This window comes from Veillonella faecalis, assembly GCF_024677885.1.
GTDB classification, from domain to species: Bacteria; Bacillota; Negativicutes; order Veillonellales; family Veillonellaceae; genus Veillonella; species Veillonella nakazawae.
In genome coordinates this window covers 241,846-263,002 of the sequence record NZ_JALBWL010000003.1, presented here as the reverse complement: position 1 = coordinate 263,002, position 21,157 = coordinate 241,846, and the positions used below count along the sequence as shown (strand labels likewise).

General features: G+C 38.4%; 21 protein-coding genes and 1 other annotated feature. Of the genes, 19 read left to right on the top strand and 2 right to left on the bottom strand.

Translation table 11 applies throughout. The annotated features are described in order from the left end of the window. The first annotated feature begins 107 nt into the window (after positions 1–107). From MOQ65_RS09650 to MOQ65_RS07920, 3 genes are all read left to right on the top strand, one after another. Positions 108–479 carry an ATP-binding cassette domain-containing protein gene (locus MOQ65_RS09650; RefSeq protein ID WP_373027849.1) on the top strand — a complete coding sequence of 124 codons (372 nt, stop codon included), beginning with the start codon at positions 108–110 and terminating at the stop codon, positions 477–479. A 215-nt stretch (positions 480–694) separates the two neighbouring features. Next, positions 695–847, top strand: coding sequence for a hypothetical protein (locus MOQ65_RS09645; RefSeq protein ID WP_257847216.1), 153 nt, complete (start codon positions 695–697; stop codon positions 845–847). A gap of 133 nt (positions 848–980) precedes the next feature. After that, on the top strand, positions 981–1,676 hold the full coding sequence (locus MOQ65_RS07920; RefSeq protein ID WP_257847215.1) for a hypothetical protein: 696 nt from the start codon (positions 981–983) through the stop codon (positions 1,674–1,676). 82 nt (positions 1,677–1,758) lie between these two features. On the opposite strand, the gene MOQ65_RS07915 is transcribed toward MOQ65_RS07920, so the two are convergent. After that, positions 1,759–2,106, bottom strand: coding sequence for a hypothetical protein (locus MOQ65_RS07915; RefSeq protein WP_257847214.1), 348 nt, complete (start codon positions 2,104–2,106; stop codon positions 1,759–1,761). A gap of 233 nt (positions 2,107–2,339) precedes the next feature. Between MOQ65_RS07915 and MOQ65_RS07910 the strand changes: the two genes are divergently transcribed. Together MOQ65_RS07910 and MOQ65_RS07905 are read left to right on the top strand one after the other, a co-directional pair. Further along, on the top strand, positions 2,340–2,972 hold the full coding sequence (locus tag MOQ65_RS07910) for a hypothetical protein (RefSeq protein WP_257847213.1): 633 nt from the start codon (positions 2,340–2,342) through the stop codon (positions 2,970–2,972). A 387-nt stretch (positions 2,973–3,359) separates the two neighbouring features. Continuing rightward, entirely contained in the window at positions 3,360–3,767 is a 408-nt protein-coding gene (locus MOQ65_RS07905; RefSeq protein ID WP_257847212.1) for a hypothetical protein, read from the top strand. Between the two features lie 388 nt (positions 3,768–4,155). Here MOQ65_RS07905 and MOQ65_RS07900 read toward each other — a convergent pair whose 3' ends face one another. Further along, the gene (locus tag MOQ65_RS07900) at positions 4,156–4,533 is read right to left on the bottom strand and encodes a PBECR3 domain-containing polyvalent protein (protein ID WP_257847211.1); all 378 of its coding nucleotides are present in this window, start codon (positions 4,531–4,533) and stop codon (positions 4,156–4,158) included. Positions 4,534–4,778: 245 nt separating this feature from the next. Then, positions 4,779–4,982, top strand: a binding site (T-box leader). A gap of 180 nt (positions 4,983–5,162) precedes the next feature. Between MOQ65_RS07900 and MOQ65_RS07895 the strand changes: the two genes are divergently transcribed. From MOQ65_RS07895 to MOQ65_RS07830, 14 genes are all read left to right on the top strand, one after another. Then, on the top strand, positions 5,163–6,701 hold the full coding sequence (locus MOQ65_RS07895; protein ID WP_105089572.1) for a 2-isopropylmalate synthase: 1,539 nt from the start codon (positions 5,163–5,165) through the stop codon (positions 6,699–6,701). Position 6,702: 1 nt separating this feature from the next. Beyond that, the gene (gene leuC / locus MOQ65_RS07890) at positions 6,703–7,962 is read left to right on the top strand and encodes a 3-isopropylmalate dehydratase large subunit (RefSeq protein ID WP_257847210.1); all 1,260 of its coding nucleotides are present in this window, start codon (positions 6,703–6,705) and stop codon (positions 7,960–7,962) included. A gap of 1 nt (position 7,963) precedes the next feature. After that, complete coding sequence (locus tag MOQ65_RS07885; protein ID WP_009351898.1) at positions 7,964–8,455, top strand: 3-isopropylmalate dehydratase small subunit; 492 nt, start codon at positions 7,964–7,966, stop codon at positions 8,453–8,455. A gap of 204 nt (positions 8,456–8,659) precedes the next feature. After that, a complete protein-coding gene (gene leuB / locus MOQ65_RS07880; RefSeq protein WP_005381431.1) occupies positions 8,660–9,730 on the top strand; it encodes a 3-isopropylmalate dehydrogenase in 1,071 nt (356 codons plus the stop codon). Between the two features lie 73 nt (positions 9,731–9,803). Beyond that, positions 9,804–10,133, top strand: coding sequence for a DMT family transporter (locus tag MOQ65_RS07875; protein WP_129823518.1), 330 nt, complete (start codon positions 9,804–9,806; stop codon positions 10,131–10,133). Between the two features lie 94 nt (positions 10,134–10,227). Further along, a complete protein-coding gene (locus MOQ65_RS07870) occupies positions 10,228–10,767 on the top strand; it encodes a hypothetical protein (RefSeq protein ID WP_257847209.1) in 540 nt (179 codons plus the stop codon). Positions 10,768–11,087: 320 nt separating this feature from the next. Beyond that, positions 11,088–12,275, top strand: a complete 1,188-nt coding sequence (locus tag MOQ65_RS07865) for an oxygen-binding di-iron domain-containing protein (RefSeq protein WP_257847208.1) — start codon at positions 11,088–11,090, stop codon at positions 12,273–12,275. A gap of 684 nt (positions 12,276–12,959) precedes the next feature. Further along, a complete protein-coding gene (locus MOQ65_RS07860; protein ID WP_257847207.1) occupies positions 12,960–14,927 on the top strand; it encodes an S-layer homology domain-containing protein in 1,968 nt (655 codons plus the stop codon). A 346-nt stretch (positions 14,928–15,273) separates the two neighbouring features. Then, positions 15,274–15,759 carry a GNAT family N-acetyltransferase gene (locus MOQ65_RS07855; RefSeq protein WP_119208347.1) on the top strand — a complete coding sequence of 162 codons (486 nt, stop codon included), beginning with the start codon at positions 15,274–15,276 and terminating at the stop codon, positions 15,757–15,759. A gap of 210 nt (positions 15,760–15,969) precedes the next feature. Then, complete coding sequence (locus tag MOQ65_RS07850; protein WP_101928628.1) at positions 15,970–16,719, top strand: DUF969 domain-containing protein; 750 nt, start codon at positions 15,970–15,972, stop codon at positions 16,717–16,719. 1 nt (position 16,720) lies between these two features. After that, entirely contained in the window at positions 16,721–17,650 is a 930-nt protein-coding gene (locus MOQ65_RS07845; RefSeq protein ID WP_178884145.1) for a DUF979 domain-containing protein, read from the top strand. Positions 17,651–17,764: 114 nt separating this feature from the next. Next, entirely contained in the window at positions 17,765–18,418 is a 654-nt protein-coding gene (pcp, locus tag MOQ65_RS07840; RefSeq protein WP_257847233.1) for a pyroglutamyl-peptidase I, read from the top strand. A gap of 32 nt (positions 18,419–18,450) precedes the next feature. After that, positions 18,451–19,779: an S-layer homology domain-containing protein gene (locus tag MOQ65_RS07835; RefSeq protein ID WP_257847206.1), complete on the top strand. Its 1,329-nt coding sequence runs from the start codon at positions 18,451–18,453 to the stop codon at positions 19,777–19,779. A 231-nt stretch (positions 19,780–20,010) separates the two neighbouring features. Continuing rightward, complete coding sequence (locus MOQ65_RS07830) at positions 20,011–21,126, top strand: glutathione S-transferase C-terminal domain-containing protein (protein ID WP_257847205.1); 1,116 nt, start codon at positions 20,011–20,013, stop codon at positions 21,124–21,126. Positions 21,127–21,157: the final 31 nt, after the last annotated feature.

The following is a 21,157-nucleotide window of genomic DNA, read 5'->3' as shown; positions in this document are numbered from 1 at the left end:
CTTCGTAAAATACATACAAATTGTTGAGTAAAATTTTTAGTTAAATAATCGAATCACAATACATAAAACTATACACCCATAAATAACTTGTGAAGGCAAGTTTGTAAATGAAAGGGGCTGTAATAGAATGCGGTTTTATTGCATTCTATTACAGCCCCTTTGGTATAGATGTAAAACTTTCATATAATGTATCCTTGTTCGTGGCTCTTAATGAACGCGTAGGTATTGCTGGAGGTAGTGGTTCTGGTAAAAGTACGCTGCTTAGGTTGATTGCCTTATTGGATGAGCCTACTTCTGGTAATCTGTGGCTCTTTAGTAAAGACGTAATATCCATTCAAAACTATACAGAAATATATCGCTCAATACAGATAATCTTCCAAAACCCTTTGCGTGATTCCACCGGGGATGAACTTAGAAGCATTTCTCTTAGAGTGGTATATCAACTATGGACTCATAGATATGGAGGCAGCAAAGAATGATATCCGCAAATGGATGCAACGGGTAGACTTAACGGAAAATACGATTCAGCGCCCCATAGCATAGTCAACTACAACGTGTCGTACTGGCACGGATTATGCTGATGAATCCTAAACTAGTACTCTTTGACAAACCTACATCAGCCCTTGATGCGGTGAACCAAAAGTTGGTGCTAGACCTATTATAACAACTACATATAGAACAACCCTTCGGCTATGTGTATGTCAGCCATGATATCGGACTATTACAAGCCGTAACAGACCGAATCAGCGTTATAAAAGAAGGACAAATCGTAGAGATTATCGAAGCAAAACAACTAAAAGAAGCAATACATCCATATGCACAAACGCTAGCTAGTGCTGGAGAATAAAGAAAACCCCTGCTATACAAGAGTTTTGGTATATTTTTGTATATAACATTTTGATATTATATTATATGTGAAGAAAATTACTTATATTGAATAGTATTATACTTATGAGTTTCTTATAAATTTGGAGGTATTTATGATTGAGAATGTTAAAGTTTTGATTTATTTAATTAGAAAACGAACTGACCTATTTACAAAGTGTTTGTCTGTACTCTTTATATTCAGTCTATTTTCTAACTATTTATATGACACTTATAATGTTAATATTGTAGATGCTCAATTTATACTATCTCAAAAAATACAAATTATATTACAAAAAATAGAACTCATATTTTATTGGTTAATACCTTTTGTATACTTTATTCCTTTAGGCTTTCTTTTCCTTTGGAGTATAGGCTTAGTAATGGGAGAATTGTTAAAGTATTTTAAAGATAAATATGATATTAGTTTTTTAGATATGCCAAATCAGTGTAAATTTTTATGTATTCAAAGTTTATATTTATTTTTTGTTGGACTCTTAGTTAGCTTCTATATAGGTGGATTGTATTATATTTTAGCTACATTTAATCATATAGGACAATTAATATCTACTGAGGTTTATATGTCATCACTTAATAGTCTTAATCCTATAAAAGATGTAATTTCTATTAGTACTCATTTAGTGAATATGACACATAAAGGATGGATTGAAACATCGTTAAAAATTAACAGTTTTATAGCCTTTGGACTATGTATATTCTGGTGCTATATAAGTTCTTACTTAACTAGGAAAGAAGCGTTAAATTCCCTTAGGCGAGAAGTAAAAAAGAGAATTGATAAAAATGTATATTAAACAGAAAAGGCAACCTCTTATTGAAGGTTGCTTTTTCTACTTAATATTGTATGCATTTAATTTAACAATTGTATTAACTATATTATTTAATTTCTGCTTTCAAATCGATAATATTTTTAGCGGCTACACAACCAGGACAGTCACAGAATTCTGCGCCTTCTGCTTTGATGTCTTTAGCGTGTTGTAATAGGTTAGCTGCGCCTTCTTCGCCAAGGATTTGTGTAGCAAGTTCAGAGCCTGCAAAGCCGATTGTTTCATCGATAAGTGCAATGTTTTGTTCTGCTACGGATACGAGTTGTTTTGTAAGTTCTTCTTGTTTAGGTGTACCTTCTGCATTAATCCAAGATTGAGCGAATTCCTTTACTGCTTCATTGCTTGTAGGTGCATCTAATAAAGCTTGTACGAGTTGTGTTAATTGTGTATGTGTCATGATGATCTCCTTTTATAAACTACTAACTATAGGTTTGAGATGATGCTTGATTTAGTATCATATGAGCATCTGTTTCTTTTGTTGAGTTCATTATAGCACTTACAATAATTTTGGATAGTAGAATGATTTACGATAGATACTATCAAATGTGATAGATTTATGATAATAGCTGTTTCAAATTTTAGTGATATAATTTACTTGATATATATAGTTTGTTTATAGGGGAATATATCATGAAAAAGGTTGTATATGCATTAGCTACGCTAGCTTTTATAGGTTCCATTAATGTTGTGTTCGCAGATGATTTGATGAGATTCCGTCTTAATGGTAATTCTATTTATGATCAGCCCTATGGTGACAGAAATGAGTTTCCATGTCCTGACAGACTCGGTAGTTGTACTATGACGGATAGCGATTATAGAAGCACTCGTAAAGGTCAGTCTCTAGAGGTGTTTGATACTGTATATGAGGCTAAGCAACATTTGAACTTTAAGCCACAGTTGCCAAGTGGTTTAGAGGGATTACGTCCCGTACATGTATCTATTGTGGATCATAATGTACTACAAGTCGTGTATGCCTATCATGAGCTTTTAAAAGGAACATATTTTGACCGTGTAGATGATATGCCTCAGTATATTAAGTATCGCGTATCGACAGTATCGGGTAATATCGCAGGTGACTATAAGGATTATGTGCCTCAGAAAACTGATGTTATCAATGGTATGACGGTAACCTATCGAATGGTAGATGACGCCGTTTACTTAGCATCTTGGGAACATGTGGGGCAGAATCATGTGTTCTTATTTAATGCCCCAGTTTCTATTGAGCGGGCTAGAGAAATGATTAACAGTGTAGGTACTAATTAAGTTTATTACTGTACTATCTTCTTAAGCCTGATTAGTTTATAATATACATATAAAGAGAGCCCATTAACGTGATTAGGGCGTTATGCTCATCTAAAACTGAACAAAATTATGATGACGCCTAACGTGTTAGAGGACTGCACTCCTCTATACGTTAGGCGTTTATCGTTGTACTACTTAACTAGTGCAATGATAGTGACTACTGATAACAGAACTATGATAATTACATAGGTAACTTCATGATTTGTCATAGTATCACCTCCTCGCGGAGATGAACCTAACTCACGTCAACGGACTCTCTTCGTAATAAGTATAGCAAAATACTCTTTACACAAATAGCGATATACAGTCCTCTTTGGTGTGCTTCATATTAAAAATAACGGAGTTTTTATGAACCTAAAAAATTACAAGATTTCAACATTGCCATATATAGAAAATGCTAGCAATGAGATAATGGAAAAGTACAATATAAAAGTGCAATATGAAACGGAACCGCCTCATGGAGATGCTATATATTCTATTTCTATAAAGGGGAAAGTATTACCATTTTGGATTTATGGTAGAGATGTTACTTTCATAGGTAATAGCATGGTTATGGTCGAGTCTGTAAGATGCAAAACCTGGGATCCCATAGAAACTATGTTTATTGATTTAGAGAATGAAGTGTACGCAGGTTTAAAGGAATGGTATACAGATATTTTATTTTTTAATAATCGAATAGAGCTTACTAATCAAGTGGTAAAAATGAAAAATTTAATCATAAATAAATTTGACGAGTTAAAATGGATTGATTTTTAAGTTTGAACCCACAGAGAGCGTATTGATTATACTATAGTGAAGTGTTAGTATATACATGACAAGGGATGTCAATATGTGACATAGTCTCATATGAACGAAAAAATAGCAGGACGGTTGTCCTGCTATTTTTTTGTGCTAGTTAATAACAAAATGGATATGCCAATTTTTATATATCTATATGTTATATGTAGTCTCTTAATTTAATTTATTTATATAAAAAAGAGGAATGTAATTACATTCCTCTTAACATATGTGTGAATAGGTGGGGTGACATTCCCACATCTCCTAATCAGGATTAAATCCATCCGGCGACAGCTGCCCGTTCTGTCCTCTGATTCACTTGTTAATTTTATTATAGTTAGAAGAGGTATAATTGTCAAAGGTTAAATTAGTTTTCTACTTTAAATAGATAGCCTTTGTTTAAGGCGCTTTGGATTTTATGATCTGAGATATTATACATTGTGCGAACAAAGTATTTACCATTTGAAGAAACTCGTATAGCTATCTTGATAATTACGTTTGGATCTATAGAGACTTCTTTTATATACTCAATAGAGTTATTCTTGGGTTCTATACCAACATAATCCGGATTTTCTATAATATTTGGAAGTAGATGATGGTAATAATAATAGTCATGAGAATGTTTTTTTTCCATATGCTCTCTATTTTGATTACCAATATAAATTTCAGTATTTTCTGGTATATCTAAATTTAATAAATCAATAATTTTTTTACTAAATTTGCCTATTTTGTCTACTTTGCTCATAAATCACCTAGAATATTGATTATAATCTGTAAGAAAATAGTTTCATCATAGTATTTTATATAGTGTTTATTAAAGCTTAAAAAAGATATTAAATCTAACTAATTTTATTATACTCTATGAAAGATGGTCCTTCTAGAGAAGTTATTAATAATTCTGGTGTATTATTAAAGGCATAATTTTTAATCTTCATCATATCCTAATTGACATAAGTCTATAGAATACAGTACAATACCCTTATATCTTAAAAACAAGCTATGAATGGGTATAAAGGTTTACAGATCCTGCTTTCAGAGAGTTGCCGGTTGGTGCGAGGCAATAGAGGTTGTACGCTGACACTCTCCCGTGAGCTTTGGTGGCGAATGCAGCAGTAGTCATCGACGGTGGTTCCGTTATACCCGCAACGAGTCCCAATTAGGGTGGTACCGTGTTATGAATATAACGCCCCTTTGAGCAACGACAGTTGTTCTGAGGGGCTTTTTTTATTGTAAAAGTCTAGTAAAATTACTGATTTGATGTATCTATGTTGACTTCAGCTGAAATAGCGTTGAAATCGGCGATTTTACTAAACTTTCACAATAGATAGATATAATACAGCGTTATGTTTTATTAGTATAGAAAAGGTGAAGATTATGGATCAAAATCGCGTATATTTCTTCGATACAACCCTTCGTGATGGGGAACAAACACCAGGTGTGTCTTTACAAACACCTGAAAAAATTGAAATTGCGAAAGGCCTAGTACGCCTCGGCATCGATGTAATCGAGGCTGGTTTCCCAGCAGCATCCCCTGGGGATTTTGAAGCGGTACAAACGATTGCACGCGAAGTGAAAGGCGCAACAATTTGTGCGTTGGCACGTGCTAATGAAAAGGACGTACAAAAAGCGATTGATGCATTGAAAGATGCGGAACGTAGCCGTTTGCATGTATTCATTGCTATTTCCGAACTTCATATGGAATATAAATTAAAAATGACTCGCCAAGAGGTTTTGGATAAGGTTAAATCTGTATTGGCGTATGCAAAAGGTAAAGTTGATGAAATCGAGTTTTCCGGTGAAGATGCAGCACGCTCTGATTTAGATTTCGCGTGCCAAGTATTTGGTGTTGCCATTGCTGGTGGTGCAACGATTATTAATGTACCAGATACAGTAGGTTACATGAACCCTAATGAGTTTGGTGACAAAATCCGTTACATCAAAGAACATACTCCAGGCATTGAAAATGCCATCATCTCCGTTCACTGTCATGATGACTTAGGTCTTGCTAATGCAAATACGTTAGCTGCTATTAAAGCAGGTGCACGCCAAGTAGAAGGCACAATTAATGGTCTAGGCGAACGCGCTGGTAACGTAGCGATTGAAGAAGTAGTAATGGCTCTAAAAACACGCCATGATTACTTCGGCGATCTTCAAGTGAACATTGATACAAAACAATTTACAAAAGTTTCTAAACTCGTAAGTCGTTTGACAGGTGTCGTAGTTCCTCCAAATAAACCAATCGTAGGTTCCAATGCATTTGCTCATGAGTCTGGTATTCACCAACATGGTATGATGAGCAACCCTGAAACTTACGAAATCATGACTCCTGAGTCCGTAGGGGCTGAAAAAACAGACCTCGTATTGGGCAAACACTCTGGCCGTCATGCCTTTGCTGATCATTTGGCAAAACTTGGTTTCCAATCTTTCACAGAAGAGAAAATCAACGACCTCTTCGCTAAATTCAAAGAATTGGCAGACCGTAAAAAACAAGTATACGATGATGACATCATCGCTCTTGTAGTAGATAACTTACATCACAAAAAAGCATTCGAGCTTGTGGCTCAATACTACAAATTGGGTGAAAAAGGCTACGCTTACGCAGACGTTCGTCTCATGACTCCAGAAGGTGAAAAAGCCGATGCTGCCGTTGGTGACGGTCCAGTAGACGCATCTCTTAAAGCGGTTGAACGTGTGGTTGGCTTGCCAATCAGCTTAAAAGACTACCAAATCCGCGCTATTACAGCAGGTAAAGATGCCCTTGGGGAAGCAACCCTTAAGGTAGAATATAACGGTCGTTTGTACCATGGTCGTGGTATCAGCACCGATATCGTTAAATCAAGTGTAAATGCATATATTAATGCAGTAAACTCAGTATTCCTAGCTATGGAGCTAGAACAAGAGGAGGAAAAATAATATGGGTATGACCATTACTGAAAAGAATATGGCTCGCCACGCGGGTCTTGATGTTGTAAAACCGGGCCAAATCATCGAATGTCATTTGGATGCGGTATTGATGAACGACATCACATTCCCACCAGCGCGTAAAGAGTTCTTGAAAATCGGCAAACCTGTATTTGACCGTCATAAAATCTACTTGGTGCCTGACCATTTCACACCAAATAAAGATATTCAATCCGCTACACAAGCGAAAGTAATGCGCGATTTCGTACGCGAATATGGCATTACAAACTACTTTGAAGTCGGTAGAATGGGTATCGAGCACGTTATTTTGCCAGAAAAAGGTCTTATCGGTCCTGGGGAAATGATGATCGGTGCTGACTCCCACACTTGTACATATGGTGCAGTAAATGCATTCTCCACAGGCGTAGGCTCCACTGATGTGGGCGTTGCTATGGCAGAAGGTAAAACTTGGTTCAAAGTACCTGAAACAATCAAAGTTGAACTTATCGGCAAACCTAACAAATGGGTAACTGGTAAAGACGTAATTCTTGATTTAATCGGTCAAATCGGCGTAGATGGCGCTCGTTACATGGCTCTTGAATTTGCTGGTGAAGGCGTACAACACATGACTATGGCTGACCGCCTTACCATCTGTAACATGGCTATCGAAGCTGGTGGTAAATGTGGCGTATTCCCATATGATGAAATTACTGAAGCATACATTAAAGGCCGCGTAAATCGTCCTGTAGAACCAATTAATCCAGATGCTGATGCAGTATATGCTCAAACAATTACCATTGACTTGTCCAAATTGCAACCAGTTGTAGCATTCCCTCATTTGCCATCTAACACACATTACATCAACGAGATCGACAAAGATATTAAAATTGACCAAGTTATCATCGGTTCCTGTACAAATGGCCGTTACGAAGACTTGGTGGCAGCTGCAGAAATCTTCAAAGGTCGCAAAGTAGCTCCATTCGTTCGTTGTATCGTAATTCCTGGTTCTCAAGATGTATATGATCAAGCTATGAAAGATGGTTTATTGGACATCTTCATTCAAGCTGACTGCGCAGTGTCCACGCCAACATGTGGTCCTTGCCTAGGTGGTTACATGGGTATCATGGCTGAAGGGGAACGCACAGTTTCCACAACAAACCGTAACTTCCGTGGTCGTATGGGTCACGTTGATTCTGAAGTATATTTGGCAAGCCCTTACGTGGCGGCAGCAAGTGCTGTATTAGGCCGCATTGCAGGCCCTGAGGAGGTTTAATATGGATTTTGAAAGCAAAAAAATCTGGCGCTACGGCGACGATGTAGATACAGACGTAATCATTCCGGCTCGTTACTTGGCGATTGCCGATTGGAACGAATTGGCTGAACATGCGATGGAAGACATTGATACTACTTTCGCTCCTAATGTGAAAGCTGGCGAAATCATGGTAGCTGGTAAAAACTTTGGCTGTGGTTCCTCCCGTGAACACGCACCAGGCGTTATCAAAGCAAAAGGCGTGCCTGTTATCGTAGCACACTCCTTTGCACGTATCTTCTTCCGTAATGCAATCAACATTGGTTTGCCAGTAGTTGAAATCGGCGAACAAGTAGATCGTATCGATGCTGGCGATGCAATCGGCGTAGATTTGTCTAAAGGTATCGTGTATAACTTGACTAAAAATGAACAATACCAAGGGACTGAGTTGCCACAATTCATTCAAGATATTGCGGCAGCTGGTGGTCTTGTGAACTTTGCGAAAAACCGTAAATAAGGGCGAGCCAAACACTCGTCTCAAGCCTCCACTGGCCGGGTCTGACTTCGGCCTGCGGCCTACGCAGGGCCAAAGTCGTTTTCGACGAGCATTCGGCTCTTGGGAGTGTGAAGGCTCGGCACAGGCTATATAGACCTGAATAGTGCAATAAAGGCTGATGAGTTTGTGGCTCATCTATGAGCATTTGTTATATGGAGAGGTAATATGAGCGAAAAGAATATCGTATTGATTCCTGGTGATGGTATCGGTACTGAGATTATTGCTGCAGCGAAGGCTGTGTGTGATGTGGCTTTTGAGAAAGCTAATGTAAAGGTTAATTGGATTGATAAAAAAGCGGGCGGTGCGTCTATTGATGCATATGGTGTGCCTTTGACTGAGGATACGATTGAGGCTTGTAAAGCTGCTGATGCTGTATTGCTTGGTGCTGTAGGCGGCCCTAAATGGGATAATGTAGATCCTGCTATCCGTCCTGAAAAAGCAATCCTTGGTCTTCGTAAGGAGCTTGGTTTGTTCTGCAACTTGCGTCCTGTAAAAATCTATCCATCTTTGCAAGAGTATTCTCCTCTTAAAAAGGAACTTGTACAAGATGTAGATTTCGTTATCGTTCGTGAGTTGACTGGCGGTATTTACTTCGGTGAACGCGAAGAGGCACAAGGTGAAGGCGCTAACGAGTTTGCTTGGGATAAAGAAACTTACAGCCGTTACGAAGTAGAGCGCATCATGGACATTGCTATGGAAACAGCTCGCAAACGTAATAAAAAGGTTGTATCTGTAGATAAAGCAAATGTATTGGCTTCTTCTCGTTTGTGGCGTAAAATCGCTCAAGAAAAAGCGGCAGCTAATCCAGATATCGCAACAGATTACTTCTACGTAGATAATACAGCGATGCAACTTGTTGTAAATCCTGCACAGTTCGACGTTATCGTTACAACAAACTTGTTCGGCGATATCTTGTCTGACGAAGGTGCTGTTATCTCTGGTTCTATCGGGCTTTTACCATCTGCATCCATGGGTACTGGCACAGCATTGTACGAGCCAATCCACGGTTCTGCACCAGACATCATGGGTCAAAACTTGGCGAACCCATTAGGCACAATCTTGTCCGCAGCTATGATGTGCCGTCATTCCCTTGATTTACCTCAAGTGGCTGATGCTATTGAAAAAGCTGTTGAACAAGTGCTCGTTGATGGCTATCGCACAGGCGATATCTACCGCGAAGGGTTGAAACGCGTAGGTACCACAGAAATGGCGCAAGCTGTTATCGAACGCTTATAATAGGTGCGATTGAGTGCGTACTTATGTATTGAAGAGAGGGTTGTAAGGCCCTCTCTTTTTTGTAGGAGGGGTTATGTTATCTTATTTTTTACTTGCCTTATCTATAGGGCTTGAGCTATTTGCTACGACCATGTTGAAAGCATCTGATGGCTTTACGCGGCCGTTACAGACTATTGCCTGCGTATGTGGTTATGTAGGATCTTTCTATACATTGACGCATGTACTGAAATATATTCCTCTTAGTGTTACTTATGCTACCTGGTCTGGCGTAGGTCTAGTGGTGACGGCTCTCATTTCGGTTTTTATCTTTAGTGAGGGCTATAATATTTACACTATATTAGGTATTGCTCTTATTGTAGTGGGTGTGGTAATCCTAAACTTGTGGGGCAGTGTAGGAAATTAAAGATATTTATAGTCCGTATTTAATATATTAAAAATTTATGCATTAGAATATTGTAGATGTAATCAGTGGGCAAAACATTTCCAAGGAGGCCTTTATGAATTCTTCCATGTATCGAAATTTAACTATTACTGCGTTATTGATGGCATTAGCCATCATGATTCCTATTATGATGCCTTTGAAAGTTGTCATTCCACCGGCTTCGTATACGTTGGCCAGTCATGTGCCTATATTCTTAGCCATGTTCTTATCTCGTAAGATGGCTGCTTGTGTAGTTATAGGTTCTACACTAGGTTTCTTCGTAGCAGGTTTCCCACTTGTTATCGTTATGCGTGCGGCCTCTCATATTATCTTTGCCTTGATGGGTGCTTACTATATTAAACATCATCCAGGTGTACTGTCTGGGGCTTTATCCTTCGCTGCGTTCAACCTTGGTTGTGCCATTATTCATGCCATCGGTGAAGTACTCGCATGCCTCTTGTTCTATACGACAACTACAATGCCAAACATCGATCTTATCTACGTCGTATTTGTCCTTGTAGGTGGCGGCACCATTATTCATAGCATGGTTGATGGATATATTGCGTTATATATCTATAAAGCTATCCCAGGATTATCTAAGCCTGAGAATAAATAATCGGACCTTATCCTAGCTTATTTAAGCTAGATAATAAACAACCCGCTATTAAAACTACATATGCTCGTAACCACTCATAGGAAATCTATTGTACGCTAATGTATAGAATTTGATTATCTATGAGTGGTTTTTTAGAATAATTATCAAATCTGTACCTGCAGATACAGACTTAACTATGCGATATGGGTATAATAAAACCATAGTTAATGACCGAGTTGTGATATATGCATAGCAGTATAGATAGATTTATACATAGATACCACATAGGCCATACATATTGTTAATTGTGAAAGACTTTCACAAGAATTATGGAGGTTATTATGAGAAAGCATATAAAAAATAACGTATCTTGGGTTGGTAAAATTGATTGGGAATTACAAGAATTCCACGGCTCTGATTACAGTATTAATAATGGATCTAGCCAAAACGCGTACTTGATTGAAGAGGAGAAAACCGTCCTCATCGATACCGTATGGAAACCTCATTCCTCAGAGTTTATAGACAATTTGGAATCTGAAATTGATTTAAATAAAATTGATTTTATCGTATGTAATCACGGCGAAGTCGATCACAGCGGTTCCTTGCCAGCATTGATGGAAAAAATCCCTAATACGCCGATTTACTGCACAGAAAATGCCGTTAAGTCCTTGGTTGGTCAATATCATCATCCAGAATGGAATTTTAAAACTGTGAAGACAGGTGATTCCGTAGATATCGGTAACGGTAAATCTTTGGTATTCGTAGAAATGCGCATGCTCCATTGGCCTGACTCTATGGCAACCTATATGACTGGTGACAATATTTTGTTCTCTAACGATGCGTTCGGACAACATTTCGCGGTAGAAGAATTGTGGGCCGATAAGGCTGATCAATGTCGTCTATGGGCAGAGGCGATGAAATATTACGCCAATATTTTGAATCCATTCTCTCCATTGGTAAAAGCTAAGGTTGAAGAAATTCAAAAGCTCAACTTGCCAATCGATATTATCGCTACTAGCCATGGTGCAATTTGGCGTGAAAAGCCATTGCAAATCGTAGAGAAATACTATGAGTGGTCTCAAGCATACCAAGAAGATCAAATTACAGTCGTATATGACACTATGTGGGATGGTACAAAGAAATTAGCCCATAAAATTGCTGATGAGATTGCTAAACAGTCTCCTGATACACGGGTTAAGATCTTTAACATCAGTAAAACAAATAAAAACGACATCATGACAGAAGTATTTAAATCAAAAGCGATTGCCGTTGGTTCTCCGACAGTAGGGAATAGTGTTATCTCTTCTGTAGCTGGTTGGCTCGACTTTTTGCGTGAATTGAAGTTTAAAAATAAAAAGGCTGCCGTATTTGGTACCTACGGTTGGTCTGGTGAATCTACGAAGGTACTTCGTGAAGAATTAACTAAATATGGTTTCTCCGTGGTGGAACCTGAAATTAAATGTAACTGGAACCCAGATGCAGATGATTTTGGCAAAGCAGAAGAACTTGTAAAAGCCTTGTTGGCTTAATATATATAAAGCTCCTAACGTTCATGTAACGTAGGAGCTTTTTGGTATTTATGATAGCTATGGAAAGAATATGGATGCTGTATATATAGATTAAGCCTTGTTTTGTAAACTTATGCGAATATTTTGGGTGATATGTGTATACTTATTAAGTTATTTAAGTAGATATAGAATACTATTAAGAGTAAAAATAAAATTATTATAAAATCCAGAAAAATGATTAATTATTCTCTCATTGGAAGTTCAGAAAGTATTCATGAAGTTAATGTGAATAAGGGCTGGTGGGCTACTTGAAATATTCATAAAACTTATTAAAATAGCAATTATTTATAAGTTATACAAAATATATTCTGTAGAATCTTTAAAAAGCTGTGATTTTTCTTACTCATCATTAAAAATGATGAGTATATTGATACAACAAAGAATGCCAGTAATCATGCTATTTTTTGGAATTATGAAGAGCTATTAATGAACTTTATATGGGAAAAAGGCTTGTTTATATCGTAAAACTTTGATATGCTATGCGGGTAATCAACAATATAAATTTTTCTTAAATTGAATCAAATATATTTCTTATGTGAGAAGTGAGAAGTATATTTTATCAGCCCGAGGAGAGAGGCGGAACTTAGAGAGGTTGAAAAATTGTATTGTGTTTGGTTAAGAATTTTAATTTAGTGAGGGTGTAAGATGAGAGAAAACAAACATTCCAAAAAATTAGCGTTTGCTGTATTGGCTGCTGCTGCAGCTGTAGGTGCTACTGTTGCTCCTGTAAGTGCAGCAACACCTGTATCTACAGCAGATGGTTTTATTTTTGCAGCCGTAGGTGATCAAGCTGGTCAAACCCCAGATACTACACATAATAGTATTTCTTATGGTACTGTTGCAAATGGTACAGCTACTAGCATCGCTGTAGGTCAAGGTAATACAATTACAAGCGCTAACGGTTCTAGCAGTGCATATGGTAACCAAAATACAATTGATGGTAACCAAGCTAATGCATTTGGTGATGGTAATACTGTAAAAGGTGCTTTTGCACAAGCTTTCGGTGATAGCAACGTAATCAATGGTACAAATGCAATCGGTTATGGTTATAACAATACTGTAGCTGGTACAACTACAAACTACCGCGATCGTACTTTCGATAATGAATCTGATGCAGCTACACTTCAAACTGGTTCTTGGAACAGTAATTCTGTAGCTATCGGTTCTAAAAACACTGCATTAGGTAGCTCTGCATTAGCAGTAGGTAACGAAGCAAAAGCTAAAATGAGCGAATCCATTGCTATCGGTCACGAAGCTCAAGCTGACAAAACTTGGGGCATTGCAATCGGTACTCGTGCAACAGCTTCCGATGTACGTTCTTTAGCTCTTGGTCACCAAGCAAAATCCACTGGTTACAAAGCTAATGCTATCGGTGCTGATGCTACAGCTAATGGCAACCATGCTAATGCTATTGGTTCCTCTGCAACAGCTACTGGCGATCATGCACAAGCATTCGGTGCTGGTGCTCAAGCAACAGGCGTACGTACTAACGTATTCGGTTCTGATGCAGCTGCAACTGCTGATTACAGCATTGCAATCGGTAACAAAGCTAATGCATCCACTGCAAACTCCATTGCATTAGGTGCTGACTCCACTACTCGTTCTGCAACAAACGTAACTAGCGCAACTGTAGCTGGCCATACATATGGTGGCTTCGCAGGTACTAGCCCTGTAGGCTCTGTATCCGTTGGTAAAGCTGGTCAAGAACGTCAAATCCACAACGTAGCAGCTGGTAAAATTTCCGCTGATTCCACAGATGCTGTAAACGGTAGCCAATTGTACTCCGTAGCAAATGATTTACAAACTCAAATCAACAACTCCACACCAGGTCAAATCAACAATAATATTACTAACTTGAATAACCGAGTTGGCAATGTTGAAAAACGCGTTAATAAAGTAGGCGCAGGTTCTGCTGCATTGGCTGCTTTACATCCATTGGACTTCAACCCAGATGACAAATGGACAATCGCTGCTGGTTATGGTCACTACCACAATGCTAACTCCGCTGCATTGGGCGCTTTCTACCGTCCTAACGAAGACACAATGTTCTCCGTTGGTGGTACTGTAGGTACTGGCGAATCTCAATTGAACGCTGGCGTATCCATTCGTCTTGGTAAACGTTCCCCTGAGTCCCGCTCTCGCGTAGCTATGGGCCGTGAAATTGCTGAATTGAATGCACGTCTTCAAGATATGGAAAACAAATATAACAACTTGTTACAAATCTTGACTCCACATGCAATTGATCCTAGCAAAACTGCTGAATTCCCAGACGTTCCTCGTAACCACTGGGCTTACCAATACATTAGCCAATTGGCTGGTAATGGTATCCTTGTTGGCTACCCTGATGGCACATTCAAAGGCGATGTTAAGATGACTCGTTACGAATTCGCTACTATGTTGTACCGTGCACTTCAAAATGGTGCTCCTATCGATGACAACATGAAACGTGCTATGAACGAATTTGGTCCTGAATTACAAAATATTCGTCTTAACCACTTCCGTGTTGATCGTATTTCTGGTGCTGACAACGATCGTCATAAAACAGAACGTGTTCGCGTTAACAACGAACCTAAAACTCAACGCGACGTATACGGTTCCCGTATTAATCAATAATATATTGATAACTTCCCCTCGAGCTTGTGAAAGCTCAAAAACAGGATGTATCCCAGTGATACATCCTGTTTTTTTGTGCTTATACCGATATTAATATGTTGACTCTAAAATATTAATATTTATACAAACTATGTATATTGGATACTTTTTATAATAGAGAAGTATTAGTACCGTGTAATATATTAGTATTACAATATATCATCTTCTATTTTCTTATTAGATATCAAAACTTCATGCAATATTTATGTAAGTATATTGCAACTTAATACATATAGGTGTATAATAACCTTCATAAGTAATAAATATACAAAACCGATGAATAAAAACATAGATATGAGGGAAGACCATGAAAGAATTTAGACAATTAACAGTAGCGGATACAGCAGAATATCATAAGGTATTAATTGACGGCTATGCAGCGATTAAAGACTATCCAATTACATTCGATGCTATCGATTTTACAGAAGAAGAATCCAAGGAGTGGATCGAAACCTATCCTGTATATGGATTGTATATTGATGGGCAACTTGTTAGTTCTATTACGTTCTGTATGCCGTGGATTAAATATTCTACACCGGATAAATTTCCACACATTGCGCACTTTGTAACGGCACCTGAGTTCAAAGGTAAAGGCTATGCTCGGGAAACGCTTGGTTATGCGGAAGAATTATTGATCAATCAATTTAAAACGCCAGCTGTTACATTAGGAACAGCACAAGAGCATCCGTGGTTGCCTAAAATGTATGAATCTTTCGGCTTTAAAGCATATGATAAAGTTCATTTTAGAGGTAAACAACATACTACTATACTTTTCAAAAAAGATTTATTATAGTTGCCTAGTAACTAATCAAACCTTATACATACCTATTTTGATATAGAGTGTACTTAATGTGACATAATAACTGTATCAAATGAGAGTAATGTATAAGGTTTATTTGTTTATGCAAAAAATACATATTTGGGTATATAATGTAAACATATATATTATATCTATGGACTTTAGAACTAGTTTATAGATGGTTTGTAGAAAGGATGTGAGACTATGTTAGTCTTATCTGGTATTTTAGTGATGGTCATCGGTCTGATGCTGCGCTTTAATGCCTTGTTAGTTGTCGTAGCCGCAGGTTTTGTAACGGGCCTTGCAGGTGGTCTCAGTATCAACGATATCGTTGGTGCCATTGGGGAGGCTTTCGTTAAAAATCGTTATATGTCATTATTTATTTTGATTTTACCTGTTATTGGTCTTATGGAACGTCATGGCTTACGTGAACGGGCAGAAATTTTGATCGGCAAGATCAACGCTGCTACGGCTGGTCGTATCTTTATGATTTACTTATTTGTGCGCCAAGTAACTGTAGCTTTTGGTATTAACATGTCCGGTATGGTTGCCATGGTACGTCCGTTGATCGCACCTATGAGTGAAGCTGCAGTAGCGCAAGGTCGCCCAGTATCTCAACGTACTCTTGATAAGGTGCGTGGTATAGCTGCTTCTGCAGATAATATAGGCAATTTCTTCGGTCAAAACTTGTTCCTTGCTGCTGGTGGGTTATTGCTTATCAAAGGTGTTATGGAACAATTAGGCTATTCTGTAGAGTTAACAGATATGGTGTTATACGGATTGCCAACTGCTGTTTGTGCCTATATCGTTAACTTCATTCGCTTTATTATCTTCGATAAAACAATTCAAGCCTCTGTAGCTCGCGACGAAGAGGATATGAAAGCTGGTAAATTAGTACCTAATGAATTTAATATCCTTGTTACACCAGAAGAATTAAAGAAGGAGGCTGAATAATATGTTAGAACTTATCTATAAAATGCAGCCCTTAGATTATGTATACCTTCTCGTAGGGATCATCTTATTTATCTTTGCCATTCAATCATTTTTAGATAAAGAACATAAATATCGTATCGGTACAGGTTTATTCTGGCTCTTGTACAGCGTGTCCTTTATCTTTGGTTCTTATCTATCAAAGGAAATCAATGGCTGGCTCGTTATCGCCATGGCTGCTATCGTCTTGGTAAAACAACTTGGCAAAGGTCATTACTTTGAATCTCCTATTGAATTCAAAAAAGACGAAGCAGTCCGTATTGGTAATGTTATTTTCGTACCGGCTTTACTTGTTGGTATCATCACATTCATCATTGGCTTCTTTACTAAATTAGGGGCTCTTGTAGGCATTGGTATTGCGGCCATCATTGCTATGGGTGCTGCTCTTTACATCACTAAGGGTTCATTTAATCAAGGCTTCCATGAAGGTCGTCGTCTTATCGATGCTATCGGTTGGACTGCTATCTTATCCCAATTATTAGCGGCTCTAGGCTATTTATTTAATTTAGCTGGCGTTGGTAAAATTATCTCCAGTGCTGTAGCTAGTGTGGTGCCTGCAGATAATGTATTCCTCATAGTTGTAGCATACTGCATCGGTATGGTCATCTTCACAATGATCATGGGTAACGCTTTTGCAGCCTTTGCGATGATTACAAGTGCTATCGGTGTTCCAATGCTCGTTGTAGCCCATGGTGCAAACCCAGCTGCTGTTGGTGCTATCGCAATGCTTGCTGGCTATTGCGGTACTTTAATGACACCTATGGCGGCAAACTTTAATATCGTACCGGTAGCGCTCCTTGAAATGCGCGACCAATACGGCGTTATTAAAGCTCAACTTCCAATTGCATTGATTATGCTCGTATTAAACATCTTATTGATGTATTACTTTATTTAACTCATTTTGTGAAAGTACGATATTCTTATGAAACAATATGATACATCCTTTTAAGGTTACGTGTCATGTTTGATTATTCTAATGCACCATAAGATATCGTTATGAGGTAGTGTGATGAAAACAATTTTGATTACCGGTTTTGATCCATTTGGCGGTGAACCTATTAACCCAGCTTGGGAAGCGGTAAAAACAATGGATGGCTATACCGATGGTGATTATAAGGTAGTGACTCAAATGGTTCCTACTGTACGTTACAAATCTGTTGATACTGTGAAAGCTGCGGCTGAACAATGCCAACCAGACTTTATTCTATGTGTAGGTCAAGCAGGCGGTCGCCCAGATATTACAGTAGAACGTGTTGCTATTAACTGTGACGATTTCCGCATTCCAGACAATGGAGGCAACCAACCTGAAGATGAACCTGTTGTAGCCGATGGTCCTAGTGCCTATTTTGCGACATTACCAATTAAAAATATTGTCAATGCATTGCACCAAAATGGCATTCCTGCAAAGGTTTCTAATACAGCCGGTACCTTTGTATGCAATCACTTGATGTATGGAGTGTGTCATTATGCAGCACAAAAAGGCAATATTAAGGCGGGCTTCATGCACATTCCGTACTTGCCATCCCAAGTTGTGGATAAACCAAATCAACCAAGTATGGCTGTTGAAACTGTACGTGCCACATTGGAAACCATCGTTCACGTATTTGCTCATGGTGAAAGTTACAAGGCACAAGATATTAACTATACAACACCGCATGAATAAATGTGATATCTATATGAGAGAAGGTCTTTTTAATGAATAAAAAGTTGGTAGCAAGTTTAGTTTCCTGTATGGTATTGGGTTCTGTAAGTGTGTATGCAGCTAATCCATTTTCCGATGTAGATGCTTCTAGTTGGGCGTATCAATCTGTTGAGCAATTAGCAAATGCAGGTATTATTAATGGATACCCTGATGGAACTTTCAAAGGCAGCAATCCTATTACGCGTTACGAAATGGCTCAAATGGTGGCTAAAGCGATGGCTAACCAAGATAAAGCCAATGCTGAACAACAAGCGATGATTAATCGATTGGCCGATGAATTCGGTTCTGAACTCAACACATTAGGTGTACGAGTGGCAAAATTAGAGAATCAAGTCGGGAATGTAAAGGTAACTGGTAATTATCGATTGCGTTACCGTGGCAGTGAATTGAAAAATGATACCTATGCGTATGGTAAACATTCTTCCTTTGATTATCGTGCCCGTGTTATCTTTAATGCTAAAGTTAATGATAAAACTGATGCTGTTGTACGTATTCAAGGCTCTAGTGAATTTGGTAATAGCAATGCAACACAAGGCAAAATTAATCTTGCCTATGTAGATCATCATTTTGGTAAAGACACAACCTTGCGCGTAGGTCGTCAACTCTATACACCAGCTCTAGGTCTTATGTATGATGATCTCGTTGATGGTGCTCGTCTTATGTACAAACATGGCAAGCTTGATGTATCCGCTAGTTATGGTTACTGGTTAGGCGGCGCTCCTACATACCAAACTAAAGACAATACTATTACTGCCGCTATGGTTGAAGTTAAGGGTAAACTTAATAAACATGTTACCCTTGGCGGTATGTATGGTCGCTTCCATAATGGTAAATTGTACCAAGGCCAAGATGTGGATGCACTTACTGGTAAACAAGTTAAATCCTTTATTGATTCTCCATACAAAAACATTTGGGGCCTCAACGCAAACATGAACTTTAAACGCTGGAACGTCTTCGGCGAATGGCTTACAGCACCAGGTGTATCTGATTCTCATGCGTGGATGGCTAGCCTTGGTTATGGTAACTATGACATTAAGAAAGCTCATACTTATAGCGTTCGCGGTCAATACTACTATGAAGAAGCAAATTCTCCAATCTTCAGTAGTGCCTTTGCTCCTGCCTATAGCTTCTACAATCAACACTATGTAGATAATAAAGGCGTCGGCCATGTACGTAATGGCTTTAAAGGATTCGTAGCTAATGTAAACTACGTACCATTCCAAAATGTATCCATCGGCGCTTACTATGGCTTCGGTAATAAAGATATGGACGGTAATAAATTAGGTGATTACTGGCGTACAGATGTAAACTTCATGTTCTAATTACATAATCTAAATAAAGCTCGAGTTATATCTAGAAAAGATATAGCTCGGGCTTTTTTATTTTCAATAATCATTATAAATTTTAAATACCTACTATTGACATAGGTATTTAAATAATGTAATATGGTCACATAATCATATTATATTAGTAGGAATAAGTGAGGGATATCACAGTAGCTTTCAAAATAAGAATTGTAAAGCGAATAGAGATGACCTCTATAGGAGTATAGAATGAGTGAACACGTAGATGTAAGTAACATCAAGGATCCTAGTATCGCGGCAGCTCGAAAAGAAGTTGAGTTCCAACGTGCTATGAATCCTTGTCCTATCGATTTTTCTGAGTTTCAGTCTAGTAATCCTCGTTCTCAAGGGGAGCAAAAGGAGTATGAAGGTAAAGATGCATCGAATTTTAACCGTCGTCAAAAATATTCTGATAGCGAAGAACCTCAATTCACAACACCTTTTGGGAGTGAACCAGGGCTTCTACCTGTAGAAAAAGACCGTTATCGTCTTGTATGGTCTAAGCATTGTCCTTGGGCTCACCGTATTGCTATCGCCATCGATTTGCTTGGATTAGATACAGTAATTTCTAAAGGCACGGTTGATCCATTGCGTCCAGCAGGCGTTATTGCAGATTGGTTCTTTACCCTTGATAAAGACGAAAAGGACCCTGTATTGGGTATTCACTCCTTAGGTGAAGCGTACCGCAAAGGCGACCCTAACTACGACGCACGTTCCACAGTACCAGCTATCGTAGATGTTACAACTGGTGCGGTAGTAAACAACGATTACCATGCGTTGACTACAGAATTAGCATTGGGCTTCAAAGATTTCATCTCTCCTGATGCTCCAGATATTTACCCAGAAGAATTGCGTGCTGATATCGATGCATTGAACGTTATCATCTACGCTGACTTCAACTTGGCGGTAAACTTAGCGGCTCTCGTAACAAACCAAAAAGATTACGAGTACTACTACGATCGTATCTTTGCTCGCTTAGATTGGCTTGAAGAACGTCTTAGCAAGCAGCGTTACTTGATGGGTGATACGATTACAGATCCAGACATTCGTATTTTCCCAACATTGGCGCGCTTTGACCTCGTATTCTACCAAAAATACTTGGTTAATAAAAAACGCCTCGTAGACTATCCAAACCTTTGGAACTACGCAAAGGACTTGTACTCCCATCCAGCGTTCGGGGGCACAACAGACTTCGACTCTATGCGTAAACGTTTCTACTACGTAGACCATACGCCATTTGAAGATTTACCACGCCTCATTCCAAAAGGTCCAGATGATTCCATTTGGTTAGAACCAAATGACCGTGCTGAAAAATTTGGTAAATAATTAGATAAATCATTAGATAGATAATTAGTTG